This is a genomic window from Amycolatopsis sp. WGS_07 (assembly GCF_045278895.1).
Classification (GTDB): Bacteria; Actinomycetota; Actinomycetes; order Mycobacteriales; family Pseudonocardiaceae; genus Amycolatopsis.
The window spans coordinates 7,972,519-7,988,722 of record NZ_CP136053.1 but is presented as its reverse complement, the minus strand read 5'-3'; the positions used below and the strand labels follow the sequence as shown (position 1 = coordinate 7,988,722).

Here is a 16,204-nt window from a genome sequence, read left to right as displayed (position 1 = left end):
CTTGATGTCCGGAGTCAAGGAACTCGCCTACGTCGTCTACGAGGTCAGCGACCTCGCCGCGTGGGAACGCTTCGCGGTGTCCCTGCTCGGCATGCAGCTGGGGGAGAAGACCGCCGACGGCTTCACCCTGCGCACCGACGAGAAGGCGCACCGCTGGATCCTCACCGAAGGCCCCGCCGACGACCTGATCCGCAGCGGCTACGAAGTCGAGTCGCCAGCCGCGCTGGACTCCCTGGTCGCCCGGCTGCGTGACGCGGGCGTCGAGACCACCGAGGGCGACGCGGAACTGGCCGCCGCCCGGAAAGTCGACCGGATCGTGCTGGTCGCCGACCCGATGGGCAACGTGCTCGAACTCGTCACCGGCCTGGCCGACGCCGAAACGCCTTTCCACAGCGACCTGCTGCTCGGCGGCTTCGTCACCGGAACCGGCGGCGCCGGGCACCAGGTGCTGCTTTCCCAAGGCGTCCCGAGGGAAACGTACCTGGCCTTCTACGAGGGGCTGCTCGGCTTCAAACTCAGCGACATCATCCAGGAGGAAGTCTCCCCGGGCATCGTCGCGGATCTGGCTTTCCTGCACTGCAATCCGCGACACCACTCCGTCGCTTTCGGCGACATGCCGCATCCGAAGCGGACGCACCATTTCATGATCGAGGTCGCCGACATCCGCGACGTCGGCCTTGCCCACGACCGGTGCCTCGACGCGAAACAGCCGTTCGAAATGACGCTCGGGATGCACCCGAACGACCACATGTTCAGCTTCTACGTCCGCACCCCGTCCGGGTTCTCCGTCGAGTACGGCTGGGGCGGCCTGCTGATCGACGACGAGACCTGGGAGGTGCGCACGCTCGACCAGTTGCACTGGTGGGGTCACCGCGCGCCGGAGGCCGTCGCGGAGCTGCTGGCCGGAGGTGCGCACTGATGGCTTCCCGTTACGTGCGGACGCGCGACTGGAAAATCCACTACCACGAAGCAGGCGAAGGCCACCCCCTCGTCCTGCTGCACGGCGGCGGCCCCGGCGCGACCGGCTGGAGCAACTACGCGCCGAACATCGAAGCGCTGTCCCGGAATTTCCGCGTGATCGCCCCCGACCTGCCCGGCTGGGGCGACTCCGACGCGGCGGACTTCGCCACCCTCGACCACGTCGAAGCCGCCAGCCAGCTCCTGGACGCGCTGGGGATCGAAAAAGCCGCGTTCGTCGGCAATTCGATGGGCGGCCACACGTCCCTCCGCCTCGCCGCGGAACGCCCCGAACGCGTGTCGCACCTGATCACGATGGGCCCGCCGATCCCGACCGAGGGCCTGAAGATCATGTTCGAGACCTACTCCGACGCCACCCCCGAAGGCATGCGCCGGTTGGTCGAGATCATGGTCTACGACAAGGCCCGCTTCGCGACCCCGGAACTCTGCCAGGAACGCTCGGCCGCGGCCCTCGCCCGCCCGGAACACCTGCGGGCGGTCGCCGCCGCCGTGCCGAAAGCCCCGATCCCGATCTGGCTGGACCTGGCGTCGGTCTCCGGAATCACCGCCCCGGCACTGCTGATCCACGGCCGCGACGACCGCGTCGTGTCGTTCGAGTCGACCCTGTTCCTGGCCGCGAACATCCCGGACTCACGAGCGGTGCTGATCAACCGCTGCGGGCACTGGGCGCAGTTGGAACACGCGGAGGAGTTCAACCGGCTGGTGACGGATTTCGTGCTGCATCACTGAGGCTGGGGGCCGTCTCGTCCGACGAGACGGCCCTTGCCGCGGTCGTTCTGCCAACCCTCCGTCTCACGACCCGTGTCGGGCTCGCGGCCGGGCGTTGAGGAAGTCCACCCCCTGCCTGGAAGACTCCCGCCGCGATGCTCTCCCGGGCAGTTCTCCCGGAGCCAGCTGGCAGACCCGACAGGCACGCAGCGGCCCGTGACCAGCACATCCTCTCGACGTTGCCAATTTTCAAACCTCCCGCCGACACTGCTCACCCTTTCCCGAACTGGTTCGTGACGAACATGTTCGTTATGCTGATCTCAGGCTGCCGTTCAGCAGCTGCCTGAAATCGGCAGGAGAGGTGATCGGCTTGACGGTCTCCGGTACATCCGCCGCCGCGAACGACGGCGGGACGGGCGCGGTGCCGCGGAACGTCCGGTGGGTGCTGTTCGGCGTGCTGCTCGCGCTGCTGCTTTCGTTGCTCGACGCGCTGATCGTCGGCACCGCGATGCCCACGATCGTGCGCGATCTCGGCGGGCTGGAGCACATGGCCTGGGTGGTGACCGGCTACACGCTCGCCACCGCTTGCTCGACTCCGTTGTGGGGCAAGTTCGGCGATCTCTTCAACCGCAAGCACGTCTTCCTCGGCTCGGTCGTCCTCTTCCTGATCGCCTCGGTGCTGTGCGGGACGGCGGCGTCGATGGGCGCGCTGATCGCTTTCCGGGTGGTGCAGGGTCTCGGCGCCGGAGGTCTCGGCGCGGGGGCGTTCGCGCTCATCGGCGTGCTTGTCCCGCCGCGGGAACGCGGTCGCTACCAGGGCATGGTCGCGGCGGTCACCGCGCTCGGCCAGCTCGGCGGGCCGCTCGTGGGCGGTCTTGTCACGAGCCATCTCGGCTGGCGCTGGGCGTTCTACATCAACGTTCCGGTCGGCCTGGTGTGCATCGTGTGGTGCGCGGTGCTGCTGAAGGTGCCCGTCGTGCCCCGCGCCGCCCGGGTCTCGATCGACTGGGCCGGCATCGGCCTGCTGACCGGCGCGATCTCCGCGTTCGTCATGGCGGCGACCTGGGCGGGCGGCACCTACGCCTGGGGGTCCTGGCAGATCATCGGGCTGGGCGCGCTGGCGGTCGTGCTGCTGGGCGGGTTCGTGCTCGTCGAACGGCGGGCCGCCGAACCGCTGATGCCGCCGCGCATCTACACCGGGCACCGCAACTTCCCGCTGTCCGCCGTGCTGCTGACCGTGACCGGGGCCGCGATGTTCGGGGCGACCCTCTATCTGCCGCTGTATCAGCAGGTGGTGCAGGGCGCTTCGGCGGCGAACTCGGGCTTTCTGCTCCTGCCGCTGCTGCTGGCGTCGCTCGTCGCGTCGAACGTCGCGGGCAAGGTGATGTCCCGGACGGGCCGCTACAAGGTGTTCCCGATCGCCGGGGCGGCATCCCTCGCCGCCGGGATGGGCCTGCTGTCCACTATGGACACCACGACCTCGCGCGCCGTCACCGCGGTGTACATGGTGCTGGTCGGCGCCGGCACCGGGTTCAGCCTGCAGATGGCCAACACGATCGCGCAGAACGCCGTGCAGTTGCGCGACATCGGGGCGGCTTCGGCGGCCACCAACCTGTTCCGCAATCTCGGCGGCTCGCTGGGGATCGCCGTTTTCGCCTCGTTGTTCGCGTCGGCGGTCACGGCCGGGGAGAACGCCGGGCAGCTGTCCGGCGCCGCTCGTGCGGCTTACGTGCACGACGTGGCCGCCGCCACCCACCTGATTTTCCTGACCGGCGCCGGTCTCGCGGTCGCCGCGCTGCTCGCCGCCGTGTTCGTGGAGGAAGTCCCGTTGCGGGGGCCAAACCCGCTGAGCCCGAGAAGATCCCGTCATCCACTGTGGAGGGTCCATGAAGCAGCACATTGTCAACGCCCGAGTCTTCGACGGGGAGAAAATCCTCGACGCCGGCACCGTGACGCTGGAGAACCAGTCGATCGTCGCGGTCGGCGAGACTCCCGCGGCGGGGGAGGAGACGTTCGACGCGAAGGGCGCCACGCTCGCGCCCGGCCTGATCGACGCGCACGTGCACACGTCGCTCGACGGTCTCCGCGACGCGCTCCGGTTCGGTGTCACCACCGAACTGGAAATGCAGGGTTACTGGACCATGGACCAGCGCAAGGAGATCGAGGAGGACGACTCGATCGCCGACGTCCGCTCCGCGCTGCTGGCGTTGATGGCGGACGGCGGGCACCCGGGCGAGCTGATGGACGACCTCGGCGACCACCGGCCCGGCGAGGGCGGCTGGAAGATGCCGCACGTGAGCACGCCGGATGAGGCCGTCGCGCACGTGAACGCGTTCGTCGAGCAAGGTGCCGACTACATCAAGGTCATGATCGAGGAGGGGACCGTCATAGGGCATCCGGGCCTTCCCCAGATCGATCTCGCCGCGGTGAAGGCCGGGGTCGCCGAAGCGCACCGCCTCGGCAAGAAGGTCATCGCCCACGCCGTCACGCTCGAAGCCACCCGGCAGGCGCTGGACGCCGGCGTCGACGGCCTCGCCCACCTTTTCATCGACCAGCGAGCGGACGAGCAGATCGTTTCCGCACTGGCCGAAGCCGACGTGTTCGTCGCTCCGTGCCTGGTGATCAGTGCTTCGCTGATGGGACGCAACGCCGCGGCGCTCGCCGACGATCCGCGCGTCGCGAGCAAGCTTTCGCCCGAGTGGCTGGACACCTTGCGCGGCTGTTTCGGCGCGTACCCGCAGGGCACGTTCCAGCACGCCCTCGACAATGTCGCCGCCCTGCACGCCGCCGGGGTCGACCTCCTCGCCGGCACCGACTCCTCGATTCCCGTGCCCTCGCACGGCGGGGTCGCGCACGGCGCGAGCGTGCACCACGAACTCTCGCTGCTGGTCCAAGCCGGCCTCAGCCCAGCGGACGCCTTCGCCGCGGCGACCGCCACTCCCGCGCGCTGCTTCGGACTGTCGGATCGCGGCCGCATCGCGCCGGGGATGCGGGCAGACCTCGTGCTGATGGAGGGGGATCCGCTCCGCACGATCTCCGACAGCCTTTCCATCGCGGCGGTCTGGCGGCGCGGAGTCCGCAAGACCGCCCTTGAGGAGAACTGATGAACCCCCGGATCGCGATCGTGCTCGGGAGCACCCGCACCGGCCGCAAGGGCGCGGAGATCGCCGCGTGGGCACTGGAGATCGCGAAAACCCGCGCCGACGCGGAATTCACCCTCGCCGACCTCGCCGGCTACGAGCTTCCGCTGTACGACGATCCGCTGCCCCCGATGCGGCGATCCGCGCTGCCGCCGCCGGTTCGGGCATGGGCGGACGTGATTTCGGCGCACGACGGTTACCTTTTCGTCACCGCCGAATACAACCACGGAATTCCGGGCGCGCTGAAGAACGGAATCGACCAGCTCTACGGCGAATGGGCGGACAAGGCCGCGGGCTTCGTGAGCTACGGCGTGGACGGCGGTGTCCGCGCGGTCGAGCAGCTCCGGCAGGTGCTGGGCGCACTGCGCGTCGCGACCGTGTCGACGGCGACGTCGATCGGGCTGTTCGCCGACCTCGGCGAGGACGGAAGACCCGGCCCGGCGCAAGAAAAGACGCTGCACGCGACGCTGGATCAGCTGGTGTCGTGGAGCCGCGCGCTGAGCGCCGAACGGAGCCGGGCGGCGACGCGATGAGCGCTGAACACGTTCCCAGGCGCAGGACAACCAGGACAGGGAGTGAAGCAGTGCAGGATTTCCGAATCAATGCCGGGGTCGTTCTCGACTCGGTCGAGATGACGGTCGGCGACCTCGGCCGCAGTGTGGGGTACTACACCGGGTCGCTCGGCTTCGACCTCGTCAGCAAGGAGGGGAGCGAGGCGCGGTTCGGGGTGTCCGGACGGACTCTGGTGGTACTGCACGAGATTCCGGGCGCACGGCCCGCTCCGGAGTCGAGTCCTGGGCTCAGCCACGTGGCTCCGCAGGTGCCGTCGCGGCCCGACCTGGCCCGCTTCGCCCGGCACTACCTCGGGTCGCACGCCGACGCCAGGCTGATCGACCACGAGGTCTCGGAGTCGTGCTACGTGAACGACCCGGACGGGCACACCGTCGAGATCACCGCGGCGCGTCCGCGCGACGAGTGGCGATGGGAGAACGGCCTGCCCGCGCTCGTCGCCGACCCAGTGGAGTTGTCCGCCTTGACCGACAGCCCGGAAGCGGAGGCTCCCTTCGACGGGCTCGCCGGCGGCACAGTTCTCGGGCACGTCCAGCTGAAGGTCACCGACGCCGAACTGGCCGACACTGAGCCGTTCTACTGCGACCTGCTGGGCTTCGAAGTCGGAGCGAGGATGGGGCGCAGGTTCCTCGGCGTCGGCCCGGGGGAGCAGCGCAGCATGGTCGTGCTCACCAACCGGTTCAGGACCGGGAGCAGCGAACCTGCACCCGAGGACAGTGCGCGTCTGCTCGCGGTCAACTTCACGCTGCCCGAGGCGAAGGACGTCCAGGCGCTCGCCGAGCGGGTGGCGGCTGCGGGCCGTCCGGCCGACCTCTCTGGCGGGGTGCTGACCGTCCAGGACCCGTCGGGGAACTCGCTGCGGTTCGCTCCGGCCGAGTGCTGACCGGTCCGAGGGATTCGCTGCGGTAACGTCGGTGCAGGCGGAAAGCAAGGGGGAGTGCGGTCATGAGCGCGAGGAGAACTCCGGTGAGCAGGCGGGATCGGCCTGCTAAACCGGCGCTGTCGCGCGAGGGAATCGTGGCCGCGGCGGTCGCGATCACCCGGTCCGAGGGCCTTGACCGGCTCACCATGCGGCGGGTCGCGAAGGAACTCGACACCGGCGCGGCCTCGCTCTACGTCTACGTCGCGGACATCGAGGAACTGCACGCCGCGGTCCTCGACGATTTCCTCGGCGAGATCGAGTTCGACCGCGCGGCGGGCGACGGCGACTGGCGGGAACGGCTCCGGGCGCTGATGGACTCGTACCGGTCGGTGCTGCTCGCGCAGCCGAGCCTGGCCAGGGTCGCGCTGGTGACCCGGATGAGCGGGCCGCACTACCTCCGGGCGGTCGACGCCGCGCTGGGGCTGCTGGTCGAAGGCGGGCTGTCGGACTACGGCGCGGCGCTGGCGGTGGATCAGCTGTTCCTGCTGGCCACCGCTTCCGCGGCGGAGCACGGCACCCGGGCGCGGATGCCGAACGCGCATCGCCAGCACGAGGACCTGATCGCCGAAATCGACGCGGCCCCGGCCGAGGAGTACCCGAACATCGCGCACATCGGACGGCTGCTGGTCGCGGGCACGTCCAGCGGCCGGACGAAGTGGTCCTTCGACGTGATCCTCAACGGAGCCCTGGCGACGCCGAGCCCCGAACCGGACTGAGCGCTCGTTCGAGGTCTGTGCGGGGACCCTCGAGGGAATCTGATTCCCATGCCAGGGACTTAGGGCGGCGCTATGGGCGCCGTTGAGGCTCGTCTGCCCAGGTCGAAGGGCTGGCCTGGGCCAGTGCGGCTCTCGCCGGATCGTCCGTGAGGGTTCCCCTCGCAGACGGTCGGACACGCTCGCATGGGCATCAACCAGGCAATTCGCCAGGTTTGGCGTCCTTTGTGGATGGTTCAGCAGCCGTGGGGCCGCGCAGCTGTAAGTCCCTCGCAGACGCGACGGTTACGATCTACGAGTGCCGACCATCAAGGATGTAGCGCGCCGCGCAGGCGTGACCCACGCTGTGGTTTCGCGCATCCTCAACGGCGACAAGGCGTTGCGGGTCCGTTCCGAGACCCGCGAGCGCGTGCTGGCGGCCGCGGCCGAGCTGGAGTACATCCCGCATCACGCGGCGAAGGCGCTTCGCGAGTCTCGTGCCGGTGCGATCGGCCTGGCGGTGCACGACATCAGCAACCCGGTGTACAGCGAGGTCATCAAGGGCGCGCAGGAAGCCATCAACCGGTACCGCTCCGTGCTCATGCTGGCCGACGCCGCCGAACTTCACCGGGACGCGGCGACCTTCCGCCGCTTTGTCGCGAGCGACGCGATCGACGCCCTCCTGCTGCTGCCCGCCGGCGACGATTCCGACGCCGCGATCGTGCAAGCCGCGGCCGCGCGCATCCCGACGGTTCTGGTCAACGAACGCTCCGCCGAGTACCAAAGCGTGAGCGCGGACGAGCACACCGCCGGCCTGCTCGCGGTGCGGCATCTGGCGGACCTGGGGCACCGGGAAATCGGCCTGCTGCACCTCGACGGGGCGACCCAGCGCGGCGCGGACCGCGTCGACGGGCATGTCGCCGGGCTGCGGGAGCTGGGTCTCGAACCGGACGACCGCTGGGTCGGGGACGGCGGCCACGAGCCCGAGTCCGGCCGGCTCGCCCTGCACCGGCTCGCCGAACGCGGGCCGATGCCGTCGAGCATCGTCGTGCACAGCGTGCAGGCCGCGGTGGGCGCGCTGATCGCGGCGAGGGAACTCGGCATCGACGTGCCCGGGGACCTCTCGATCATCGGGTTCCACGACATGCCTTACGCCGCCTACTTCGAGCCGGCGCTGACCGTCGTCCGGATGGGGCTGCGCGAGATGGGCGCGGCCGCGGTCGAGACGGCGATGCAGCTGCTCGACGGCCAGACAGTGGACAAGCAGGTCATGGTGACCGAACCGGAGCCGCGGATCATCGCCCGCAGCTCCACGGCGGCACCGCGTACGTCCAGCTCACCGGGCGGCCCCGCCGCTCGCTGACGGCGGCCGCCAAGCCACGAAGTTCTGCCGCCGACCCTCTTGGACGGGTTGGTAACACGTGTTACCGTCGCTTTGTTCGTGCTTCCCGGTGCGCTAGCCGGACCCCCCACGTCAAGGAAGACGCCTCATGCCGACCTCACCCAGCAGCAGGCCGCGGATCGTCGCGGCCGCCGTCGCCGGAAACTTCGTCGAGTGGTACGACTTCGCGATCTACGGATACTTCTCCGCCGTTCTGGCGAAGGTTTTCTTCCCGGAGAGCGCGGGGTTCGTGGGTTTGCTCGCGACGCTGGCGATCTTCGCGGCCGCCTTCGTCCTGCGGCCGGTGGGTGCGCTGGTGTTCGGACACCTCGGGGACCGGCACGGGCGGCGCTGGGTGCTGGCCGTCGTCATCCTCATGATGGCGATCGCCACCGCGCTGATCGGTGTCCTGCCCACGTATGAGCAGGTCGGGGCCTTGGCACCGGTCGCGCTCACCATCCTGAGGCTGGTGCAGGGGTTCTCCGCAGGCGGCGAGTTCGGGGGAGCCGCCTCGCTGCTGTTCGAGTCCGCCGACCGGCGCCGGCGCGGGTTGATGGGTTCGGCGCAGCCGGCGAGCATCGTGGCCGCGCTGGCGGTTTCCGCCGGTCTGGGCACCGCGCTCACGTCGGTCATGAGCGAGGAGTTCCTCCACGGCTTCGGCTGGCGGATCCCGTTCCTGCTCTCGCTGCCGCTCGGGCTGGCGGGGTGGTACATCCGGCGCCGGATCGACGAGTCGCCCGCGTTCACCGAGCTTCAGGCGACCGGTTCGGTGGAGAAGGCGCCGATCAAGGAGGTCTTCCGTTCGAGCTGGCGGATGATCATCGCGGGCACGGCGGCGATCGTGTCGTGGACGGCGGGCGGCTACGTCACGCTCCAGTTCCTGCCGACGTTTTTCGAGGGTGTCCTGAAGCGTCCGATCAGCCAGGGCCTGACCGCGTCGCTCGTCGGCCTCAGCGCCTACGCGGTGTTCGTCGTCCTCGGCGGCTGGCTGTCGGACCGGTTCGCTCGCTGGAAGGTGATGCTGGCAGGCGCGATCTTGCTCGCCGTGCTGGCGGTGCCCGGCTACCAGCTGCTCATCGCGGGAACGACCGTCTCGATCGGGGCTGCGGTGCTGTTGTTCGCCGCGTCGCTTGGCCTGGTGGCCGGTCCGACGCCGGCGCTCCTGTCGGAACTCGCGCCGGACGGCGTGCGGACGTCGTTCCTCAGCATCGTCTACGCGGTCGCGAACGCGGCGTTCGGCGGTGTGGCCCCGTACATCGTGGTGGCGCTCGTGTCGTCCACCGGGTCGCTCCTCGCCCCCGCGTACTACCTCGTCGTGCTGCAGATCGTGGCGGTCGCCGGCCTGGTCGCCGTCGGCGTGCACCAGCGCAACCGAGCGCGTCAGCCGGCGCGCTCGTCCAGCCCCGTCCATCACGGCTGACAGGAGAACCAGGCATGACGCGCCTACGGGGGCTTACGTGGGATCACCCCCGCGCCATCGACCCCATCGTCCGCACGTCCGCGGATTACGAAGCCCGCACGGGCACTTCCGTCGAATGGACCGCGCGGACGCTCGAACAGTTCGAGGACGTCCCGCTCGACGAACTGGCGGACGAGTTCGACATTCTGGCGATCGACCATCCGCACGTGGGAGACGCCGTGCGGGCCGGTGCGCTCGTGCCGTTCCCGCCGGAGGTGCTGGAGAGCCGGGCGGCGGCCTACGTCGGGCCGAGCCTGCGGAGCTATGTGTGGGAGAACCGGTTGCTGGCGCTGCCGGTCGACGCGGCCTGCATGGTGAGCGCGGCCAGGACCGGGACCGACCTCCCACGCACGTGGCCGGACGTCCTCTCGCACCTGGCCGACCTCGGGCCCGGACGCACTCTGCTCGCCGCGAATCCCACGCATCTATGGGGAACGCTGCTGTCGATGTGCGAGGCCGTCCACTTGGGAGACTCGCCCTGGTGGGATGACGACGGGCTGGCCGCCGACACCGTGTCGGCGGCACTGGCCTTGCTGCGCGAGGTGCTGGCACTGCTGCCCGAAAGGTCGTTCGACGCGAACCCGATCCAGGTGCTCGACGAACTCGCCGGTGCCGGTCCCGCGCGGTACACGCCTTTGGTGTTCGGCTATTGCACCTACGCCCTGGACGGGCGCGTCGCGTTCTCGGACGCACCGGTCACGGCTGGGCGGACCGGGTCGCTCACCGGCGGCGTCGGTCTCGCCGTGTCGGCTCGGTCGGCCCACCCGCAGGAGGCGGCGGACTTCGTCCTTTTCGCCACGTCCCCGGAGGTTCAGGCCGGGCCGTACCTGGCGGCAGGGGGCCAGCCCGCCGCCGTTCGGGCCTGGCGCGACCCACTCGCCGGGGGATTCTTCAGCAGCACGCTTTCGACCATGCAGCAGTCGTTTGTCCGTCGTCGGGTGCCGTCGTTCCAGCGCGTGGCATCGTCCGCGTTGCACGACATGATCCGCAACGGAGCCGACGACGCGCGGATTGTGGTGCGGCTCAACGATTTGTGGGCCGGTGCGTATGTCGGCTGACACTCTGCCGGAGATCCTCGCGCAGACCTACGAGGCACACGGGACCGCTCCCGCGCTGCTGCACGACGGGCGCTGGCTCACGTTCGCCGAGACGGCCAGGCTCGCGCTGGCCATCCACGCCCTGCTCGCCGAACACGGTGCGGCCGAAGGCGACCGCGTCGTCGTGCACCTCGAGAACGGCGTGACGACGTGGCTGCTCGACCAGGCACTGCTCGGATTCGGCCTGGTCCGGGTCGCCGTCTCGGCGCGGCTTCACGCCCGGGAAGTCGCGGCGATCTGCCTCGACGCGGAGGCGGCCGTCGTGTGCGCCGACCCCGGGCAGGCCGACCTGCTGCGGGCCGCGCTGCGCGACGCTGGTGCCCGCACCGTTGTCGTCGGTCTCGACGCCGACTGTCCGCCCGACCCGTCCGGCACCGAGCCGACAGCGCTGGCGCGTCCGCAGCCCGACGACGTGGCAATGCTGATGTACAGCTCCGGGACCACCGGTGCGCCGAAGGCGGCAGTCGTCACGCAGGCCGCGTGGGCGGCGCGGACCCGGAATTCGCTCGCCCAACTGGCTCCGGTGACGGAGTCGGACACAGTGGTCCTCGCGGCCCCCGCAGCCCACTTCGCCGGATCGGTCGCGCTCGACTGCTTCACCCAAGGCGCGCGGATGGTGATCGAGCGACGATTCGACGCCGAAACCGTCCTGGATCTGGTCGACCGGTATGACGGCACCGTCGTACCGCTGGTGCCGGTCCTGCTGGCCCGGCTGGTCGAAGCGGCGACCGCCCGTCCAGCCAGCGGGCGGAGCATTCGCTGCCTCCCGTACGGCGGCTCCGCGGTGAGCGCTGACGTGCTGGCCCGCGCGTCCCGCCGATTCCCGGACGTGCTCACCCAGTTCTACGGCCTCGCCGAAGCCCTTGCGCCGCTCACCGCGCTGGCCCCGGCCGATCACGACGAATCCGCCGCGAGCCGCCTCGCGTCGGCCGGAAGATTCGTCGACGGCATCGAGCACCGCGTGAACGACGGCGTGCTAGAGGTGCGGGGCCCGGTCGTCATGCCGGGCTATTGGCGGAGGCCGGATCTCGACGCGGAAGTGCTGTCCGACGGCTGGTTCACCACCGGCGACCAGGCCGAGGTCGACGACGACGGCTATCTGCGCCTGACCGGGCGCAGCTCGGACGTCATCGTCTCCGGCGGGTACAACATCCAGCCGCGCGAGGTGGAACAGGTCATCGAGCAGATCCCCGGGATCGCGGACGTCGCAGTGGCTGGCGTGCCGGATCCCCAGTGGGGCGAGGCTGTGCACGCGTTCGTGGTCGTCAGCGCCGATCCGTTGCGGGACAAGGAAACCCTGGAGGCCGTCCTGCGCGAGGCGTGCGCGGGCGCCATCGCCTCGTACAAGAAGCCGAGGTACGTCCACTTGCGAAACAGCTTGCCGCGCAACCACTACGGCAAGGTCGACCGACGGGCCCTGCGGGCGTCCGTCGCACCCGTGCCGCCGACGAAGGAGAAAGAATGACCCAGGCGCTGGAAGGGATCCGCGTCCTCGACTTCACGCAGATGATGCTCGGCCCGTACGGAACGCAGATGCTCGCCGACCTCGGTGCGGACGTCATCAAGGTGGAGCGCCCCGAAGGCGAGTGGGAACGCTCGCTGGAGATGATGGGCGGCCTGGTCGCGGGGGAGTCGGCCGCGTATCTCGCGATGAACCGCAACAAGCGCTCGCTCGCTCTGGACCTCAAGGACCCGGCCGCGCGCGACGCGTTGCTGCGCCTCGCGGCGACCTGCGACGTCGTGGTGGAGAACTTCCGTCCCGGCGTCATGGACCGGCTGGGACTGGGCTACGACGACATCCGCGCGGTGCGGCCCGACGTCGTCTACTGCTCCGGTTCGGGCTGGGGCCAGGACACGCCGTTCGCCCGAGAGCGCCGCCCCGGGCAGGACCTCCTCATCCAGGCGATGTCGGGCCTGGCGGCGGCCACCGGACGGCGCGGCGACCCGCCGACGCCCGCCGGGACCGCGATCGTCGACCACGCCACCGCGCTCACCCTCGCGAACGGCATCCTCGCCGCGCTCGTGGCGCGGGAACGGCACGGTATCGGGCAGCGCGTCGAGGTGGACCTCTACTCGACCGCCATCGCCATGCAGTGCCAGGAAATCTCCGCTTTCCTCAACCAGGACAGCAGTTACGAGCGATCCGAGGAAGGCATCGGCCAGGCGTGGCTGTCGGCTCCGTTCGGCGTCTACGCGGCGCAGGACGGCTGGATCGCGGTGGCGATGGCCCCGCTGGACGCCGTCGCCGAGGTGGTGGGCGACCCGTCGCTCGCCGACCTCGACGCCTGGCCAGACCGGGACGAGGTCAAGCGTCGCCTGGAGGCGATCGTGCGCCAGGAGCCCGCGGCGCATTGGGTCCGGGCGTTGGGCGCCGCCGGACTCTGGGCCGCGCGCGTGCGGACGACCGAGGAGGCCGTCGCCGAACTGCGGGAACAGGATTCGGATCTCCTGGTCACGACCAAGGGCCCGGACGGATCCCCGATCTCGCTGATCGGCTGCCCCGTCACCCTCAGCGAGACGCCCTGGCAGCTGCGTTCAGCGCCGCCGCGGGCGGGTGAGCACACAGCCGAGGTGCTGCGCGAGGTGCTCACCGACGAAGAGATCGCGCGCCTCACTGTCCGGAGTTCCGCCCATGACTGACGAACGACGCGTGCACCCCAATCTGGTCGTGCGCGACGAGAACGCGGTCCGGACCCTGCGAATCGACCGGGAGGACAAGCTCGGCGCCTTCTCCGGTTCCTTGATTGCCGCGCTAGGCAACGAAATCACGACCCTGCGGGACGCCACGGACGTCCGCGCCGTCATCCTCACCGGCACCGGCCGGGGCTTCGTGGCCGGAGCGGACATCGGCGAGTACGGCACCTCTTCGCGGGCGGAGTTCGAGGCGTACCAACGACGTTCGCGAGTGGTCTTCGACGCGCTGAGCTCCCTGCCGCAACCGACCATCGCGGCAGTGAACGGCTACGCATTCGGCGGCGGCTTCGAGATCGCCCTGTGCTGCGACGTCATCCTCTGCTCGGAGAAGGCCCGATTCGGCCTGCCGGAAATCAAACTCGGCCTCATCCCCGGCGGAGGCGGTCCGCAACGACTGGCCCGGCAGGTCAGTCCGAGGTGGACGAAGGAACTGGTCCTGACCGGACGCACTGTGTACCCGGAGGAGGCGCTCGCGCGCGGGGTCGTCGCCAAGGTCGTCGCCCCGGATCTCCTGCCCGCCGCAGCGCTGGAACTGGCCACGACGCTCGCCCGCCTGCCTGCCGAGGCCGCGCGCGCCGCGAAGCAACGTATCGATGAGGGGGCGGAGCAGGACCTCGACACCGCTCTCGGCGAGGACCAAGCGGCGCTGGGCAGGCTGTTCGACACGCCGGACGCGAAGGAGGGCATCGACGCGTTCATCCAGAAACGCCCGCCCGAGTTCGGTCGCCGCTGACTCCGGAAGGCCCGATTCATCCCCGCCTGACCCGTGCCCGAAGGTCCGTGAAGGACTCCTTGAGGGACTCTGATTCCCCCGCCGGGAACTCGAGCCTCGCCGCTTCAGCCCACTTATCGTCCACAAAGGACGATCAGTTCCGCTGCCCAAGCCGGGAAGGCCGAGCTGACTGCCTGCAGACAGGCCCGCCTGCTGAAGCGAGGTGTGCGGTCCGTGAAGGACTCCTTGCGGGAATCTGACTCCGTCAAGGAGCCCCTCACGGACCTGCAGACATGGTCAGATGCGGATCAATCGGGCATTTCGGCGCGGCTGGCGTCCTGTGTGGACAGTCGGCAGGCTGCGGACGACCGGAGTCCTTCACAGGCGACAAACCCGGCGGCGACTGCCGCACCGGAGTTGACGGCGGAGTGTCCGCGGTCCCGGTGCGAAGGTCCTCCCGGTTCGCCGGTTTCGCCCGGCTAGGGGCAGGCGGCGGAAGCACAACGGAAACATCCTCGTAACACCGCGCGGTTAGCTTGCAGCGGCCGGTAGTCGAGACGAGGAGTTCCAGCGTGGTGGATACCGGAAGCACGACGTGGCTGCTGGTGAGCGCGGCGCTGGTCATGCTCATGACGCCGGGCCTCGCGCTGTTCTACGGCGGCATGGTCCGCGCGCGCAGCGTGCTGAACGTGATGGCGATGACCTTCGTCTGCCTCGCCACCGTGGGCCTGATCTGGGTGGCCTACGGATACTCGCTCGCGTTCGGTTCCGACTGGTTCGCCGGTCTGCTCGGCACCCTGCGGCTGGCGGGGTTGCGAGGGCTCGCGGAGCAGACCGTCACGCTCGGCGGGACCACGGTGCCGCTGTATGCGTTCGTGGCGTTCCAGATGATGTTCGCGATCATCACCGTCGCGCTGCTGGCCGGCGCGATCGCCGAGCGGGCCCGGTTCTGGACCTGGACGGTGTTCTCGGTCGTCTGGGTCACGCTGGTGTATTTGCCGGTGGCGCACTGGGTTTTCGCCCCGGACGGGTGGATCGCGGCGAAGCTGCACGTGCTGGACTTCGCGGGCGGCACCGTCGTCGAGGTCAATTCCGGTGCCGCCGCGCTCGCGCTGGCCCTGGTGCTCGGCCGCAGGCACGGCTGGCCGAGGCAGGCGGTCCGGCCGCACAACCTGCCGTTCGTGATGTTCGGGGCCGGGCTGCTGTGGTTCGGCTGGTTCGGGTTCAACGCGGGGTCCGCGCTGGCCGCGAAGAACCTGGCCGCGACGTCGTTCTTGAACACCGCCGTCGCGGGCGCGGCGGCGGTGGTGGGCTGGCTGCTGGTCGAGCAGATCCGCGACGGGAAGCCGACCACGCTCGGCGCCGCGTCCGGCGCGGTGGCCGGGCTGGTGGGGATCACGCCGGGGTGCGCGTTCGTCGAACCGCTCGGCGCGATCGCGATCGGCGCCGTCGCGGGCGTGGTGTGCGCGTTCGCGGTGAGCCTGAAGTACCGGTTCGGCTTCGACGATTCGCTGGACGTCGTGGCGGTGCACGGGCTCGGCGGGTTCGCCGGGACGCTGCTGATCGGCTTGTTCGCGACAACGAGCGTCAATCCGCAGGGCGCGGACGGGCTGTTCTACGGCGGCGGATTCGGCCAGTTGTGGCGCCAGACGGTGGGAACGCTGGCGGTACTAGGGTATTCGTTCGTGGTGACCCTGCTGATCGGCTGGGTCATGCACAAATTCCTGGGATTCCGGGTCGACCGCGAGGCCGAGATCGACGGTGTCGACGAGGCCGAGCACGCCGAAGGCGCGTACGAGCTGGCAATCCAGTCCGGACGCCGGGGAGCGCGCCCGCCGGTGCGCCGGGGAC

At 69.9% G+C, this 16,204-nt stretch carries 12 protein-coding genes and 2 pseudogenes; all 14 read left to right on the top strand.

The genetic code is table 11. The features are described from left to right. Positions 1-4: 4 nt before the first annotated feature. On the top strand, positions 5-919 hold the full coding sequence (locus RPX00_RS37435; protein ID WP_406632566.1) for a VOC family protein: 915 nt from the start codon (positions 5-7) through the stop codon (positions 917-919). Continuing rightward, positions 919-1,707, top strand: coding sequence for an alpha/beta fold hydrolase (locus tag RPX00_RS37430; RefSeq protein ID WP_406632565.1), 789 nt, complete (start codon positions 919-921; stop codon positions 1,705-1,707). Before RPX00_RS37435 ends, RPX00_RS37430 begins: the two co-directional genes overlap by 1 nt. 340 nt (positions 1,708-2,047) lie before the next feature. Continuing rightward, positions 2,048-3,412, top strand: a pseudogene (locus RPX00_RS37425) (MFS transporter); the annotation flags it as partial. Between the two features lie 160 nt (positions 3,413-3,572). After that, the gene (locus RPX00_RS37420) at positions 3,573-4,790 is read left to right on the top strand and encodes an amidohydrolase family protein (protein ID WP_406632563.1); all 1,218 of its coding nucleotides are present in this window, start codon (positions 3,573-3,575) and stop codon (positions 4,788-4,790) included. Further along, entirely contained in the window at positions 4,790-5,359 is a 570-nt protein-coding gene (locus RPX00_RS37415; protein WP_406632561.1) for an NADPH-dependent FMN reductase, read from the top strand. Before RPX00_RS37420 ends, RPX00_RS37415 begins: the two co-directional genes overlap by 1 nt. 50 nt (positions 5,360-5,409) lie before the next feature. Beyond that, positions 5,410-6,279 (top strand): VOC family protein, encoded by an 870-nt coding sequence (locus RPX00_RS37410; protein WP_406632559.1) that lies wholly within the window; start codon positions 5,410-5,412, stop codon positions 6,277-6,279. 83 nt (positions 6,280-6,362) lie between these two features. Then, positions 6,363-7,034, top strand: coding sequence for a TetR/AcrR family transcriptional regulator (locus RPX00_RS37405; RefSeq protein ID WP_406632557.1), 672 nt, complete (start codon positions 6,363-6,365; stop codon positions 7,032-7,034). Positions 7,035-7,329: 295 nt separating this feature from the next. Next, positions 7,330-8,373, top strand: a complete 1,044-nt coding sequence (locus RPX00_RS37400) for a LacI family DNA-binding transcriptional regulator (protein ID WP_406632555.1) — start codon at positions 7,330-7,332, stop codon at positions 8,371-8,373. A 127-nt stretch (positions 8,374-8,500) separates the two neighbouring features. Next, positions 8,501-9,811, top strand: a complete 1,311-nt coding sequence (locus tag RPX00_RS37395) for an MFS transporter (RefSeq protein ID WP_406632553.1) — start codon at positions 8,501-8,503, stop codon at positions 9,809-9,811. Between the two features lie 14 nt (positions 9,812-9,825). Next, positions 9,826-10,908 carry an extracellular solute-binding protein gene (locus RPX00_RS37390; RefSeq protein ID WP_406632551.1) on the top strand — a complete coding sequence of 361 codons (1,083 nt, stop codon included), beginning with the start codon at positions 9,826-9,828 and terminating at the stop codon, positions 10,906-10,908. Continuing rightward, positions 10,898-12,412 (top strand): class I adenylate-forming enzyme family protein, encoded by a 1,515-nt coding sequence (locus tag RPX00_RS37385; RefSeq protein ID WP_406632549.1) that lies wholly within the window; start codon positions 10,898-10,900, stop codon positions 12,410-12,412. Before RPX00_RS37390 ends, RPX00_RS37385 begins: the two co-directional genes overlap by 11 nt. Continuing rightward, a complete protein-coding gene (locus tag RPX00_RS37380) occupies positions 12,409-13,587 on the top strand; it encodes a CaiB/BaiF CoA transferase family protein (protein WP_406632547.1) in 1,179 nt (392 codons plus the stop codon). The genes RPX00_RS37385 and RPX00_RS37380 overlap by 4 nt, the downstream gene beginning before the upstream one ends. Further along, positions 13,580-14,374, top strand: coding sequence for an enoyl-CoA hydratase/isomerase family protein (locus tag RPX00_RS37375; RefSeq protein ID WP_406632545.1), 795 nt, complete (start codon positions 13,580-13,582; stop codon positions 14,372-14,374). The genes RPX00_RS37380 and RPX00_RS37375 overlap by 8 nt, the downstream gene beginning before the upstream one ends. A gap of 551 nt (positions 14,375-14,925) precedes the next feature. After that, a pseudogene (locus tag RPX00_RS37370) lies at positions 14,926-16,179 on the top strand (ammonium transporter); the annotation flags it as partial. Between the last annotated feature and the right edge of the window lie 25 nt (positions 16,180-16,204).

Coding starts and splice junctions, on each gene's coding strand:
- RPX00_RS37435 (WP_406632566.1), top strand. CDS start 5: ATGTCCGGAGTCAAGGAACTCGCCTACGTCGTCTACGAGGTCAGCGAC.
- RPX00_RS37430 (WP_406632565.1), top strand. CDS start 919: ATGGCTTCCCGTTACGTGCGGACGCGCGACTGGAAAATCCACTACCAC.
- RPX00_RS37420 (WP_406632563.1), top strand. CDS start 3,573: ATGAAGCAGCACATTGTCAACGCCCGAGTCTTCGACGGGGAGAAAATC.
- RPX00_RS37415 (WP_406632561.1), top strand. CDS start 4,790: ATGAACCCCCGGATCGCGATCGTGCTCGGGAGCACCCGCACCGGCCGC.
- RPX00_RS37395 (WP_406632553.1), top strand. CDS start 8,501: ATGCCGACCTCACCCAGCAGCAGGCCGCGGATCGTCGCGGCCGCCGTC.
- RPX00_RS37390 (WP_406632551.1), top strand. CDS start 9,826: ATGACGCGCCTACGGGGGCTTACGTGGGATCACCCCCGCGCCATCGAC.
- RPX00_RS37385 (WP_406632549.1), top strand. CDS start 10,898: ATGTCGGCTGACACTCTGCCGGAGATCCTCGCGCAGACCTACGAGGCA.
- RPX00_RS37380 (WP_406632547.1), top strand. CDS start 12,409: ATGACCCAGGCGCTGGAAGGGATCCGCGTCCTCGACTTCACGCAGATG.
- RPX00_RS37375 (WP_406632545.1), top strand. CDS start 13,580: ATGACTGACGAACGACGCGTGCACCCCAATCTGGTCGTGCGCGACGAG.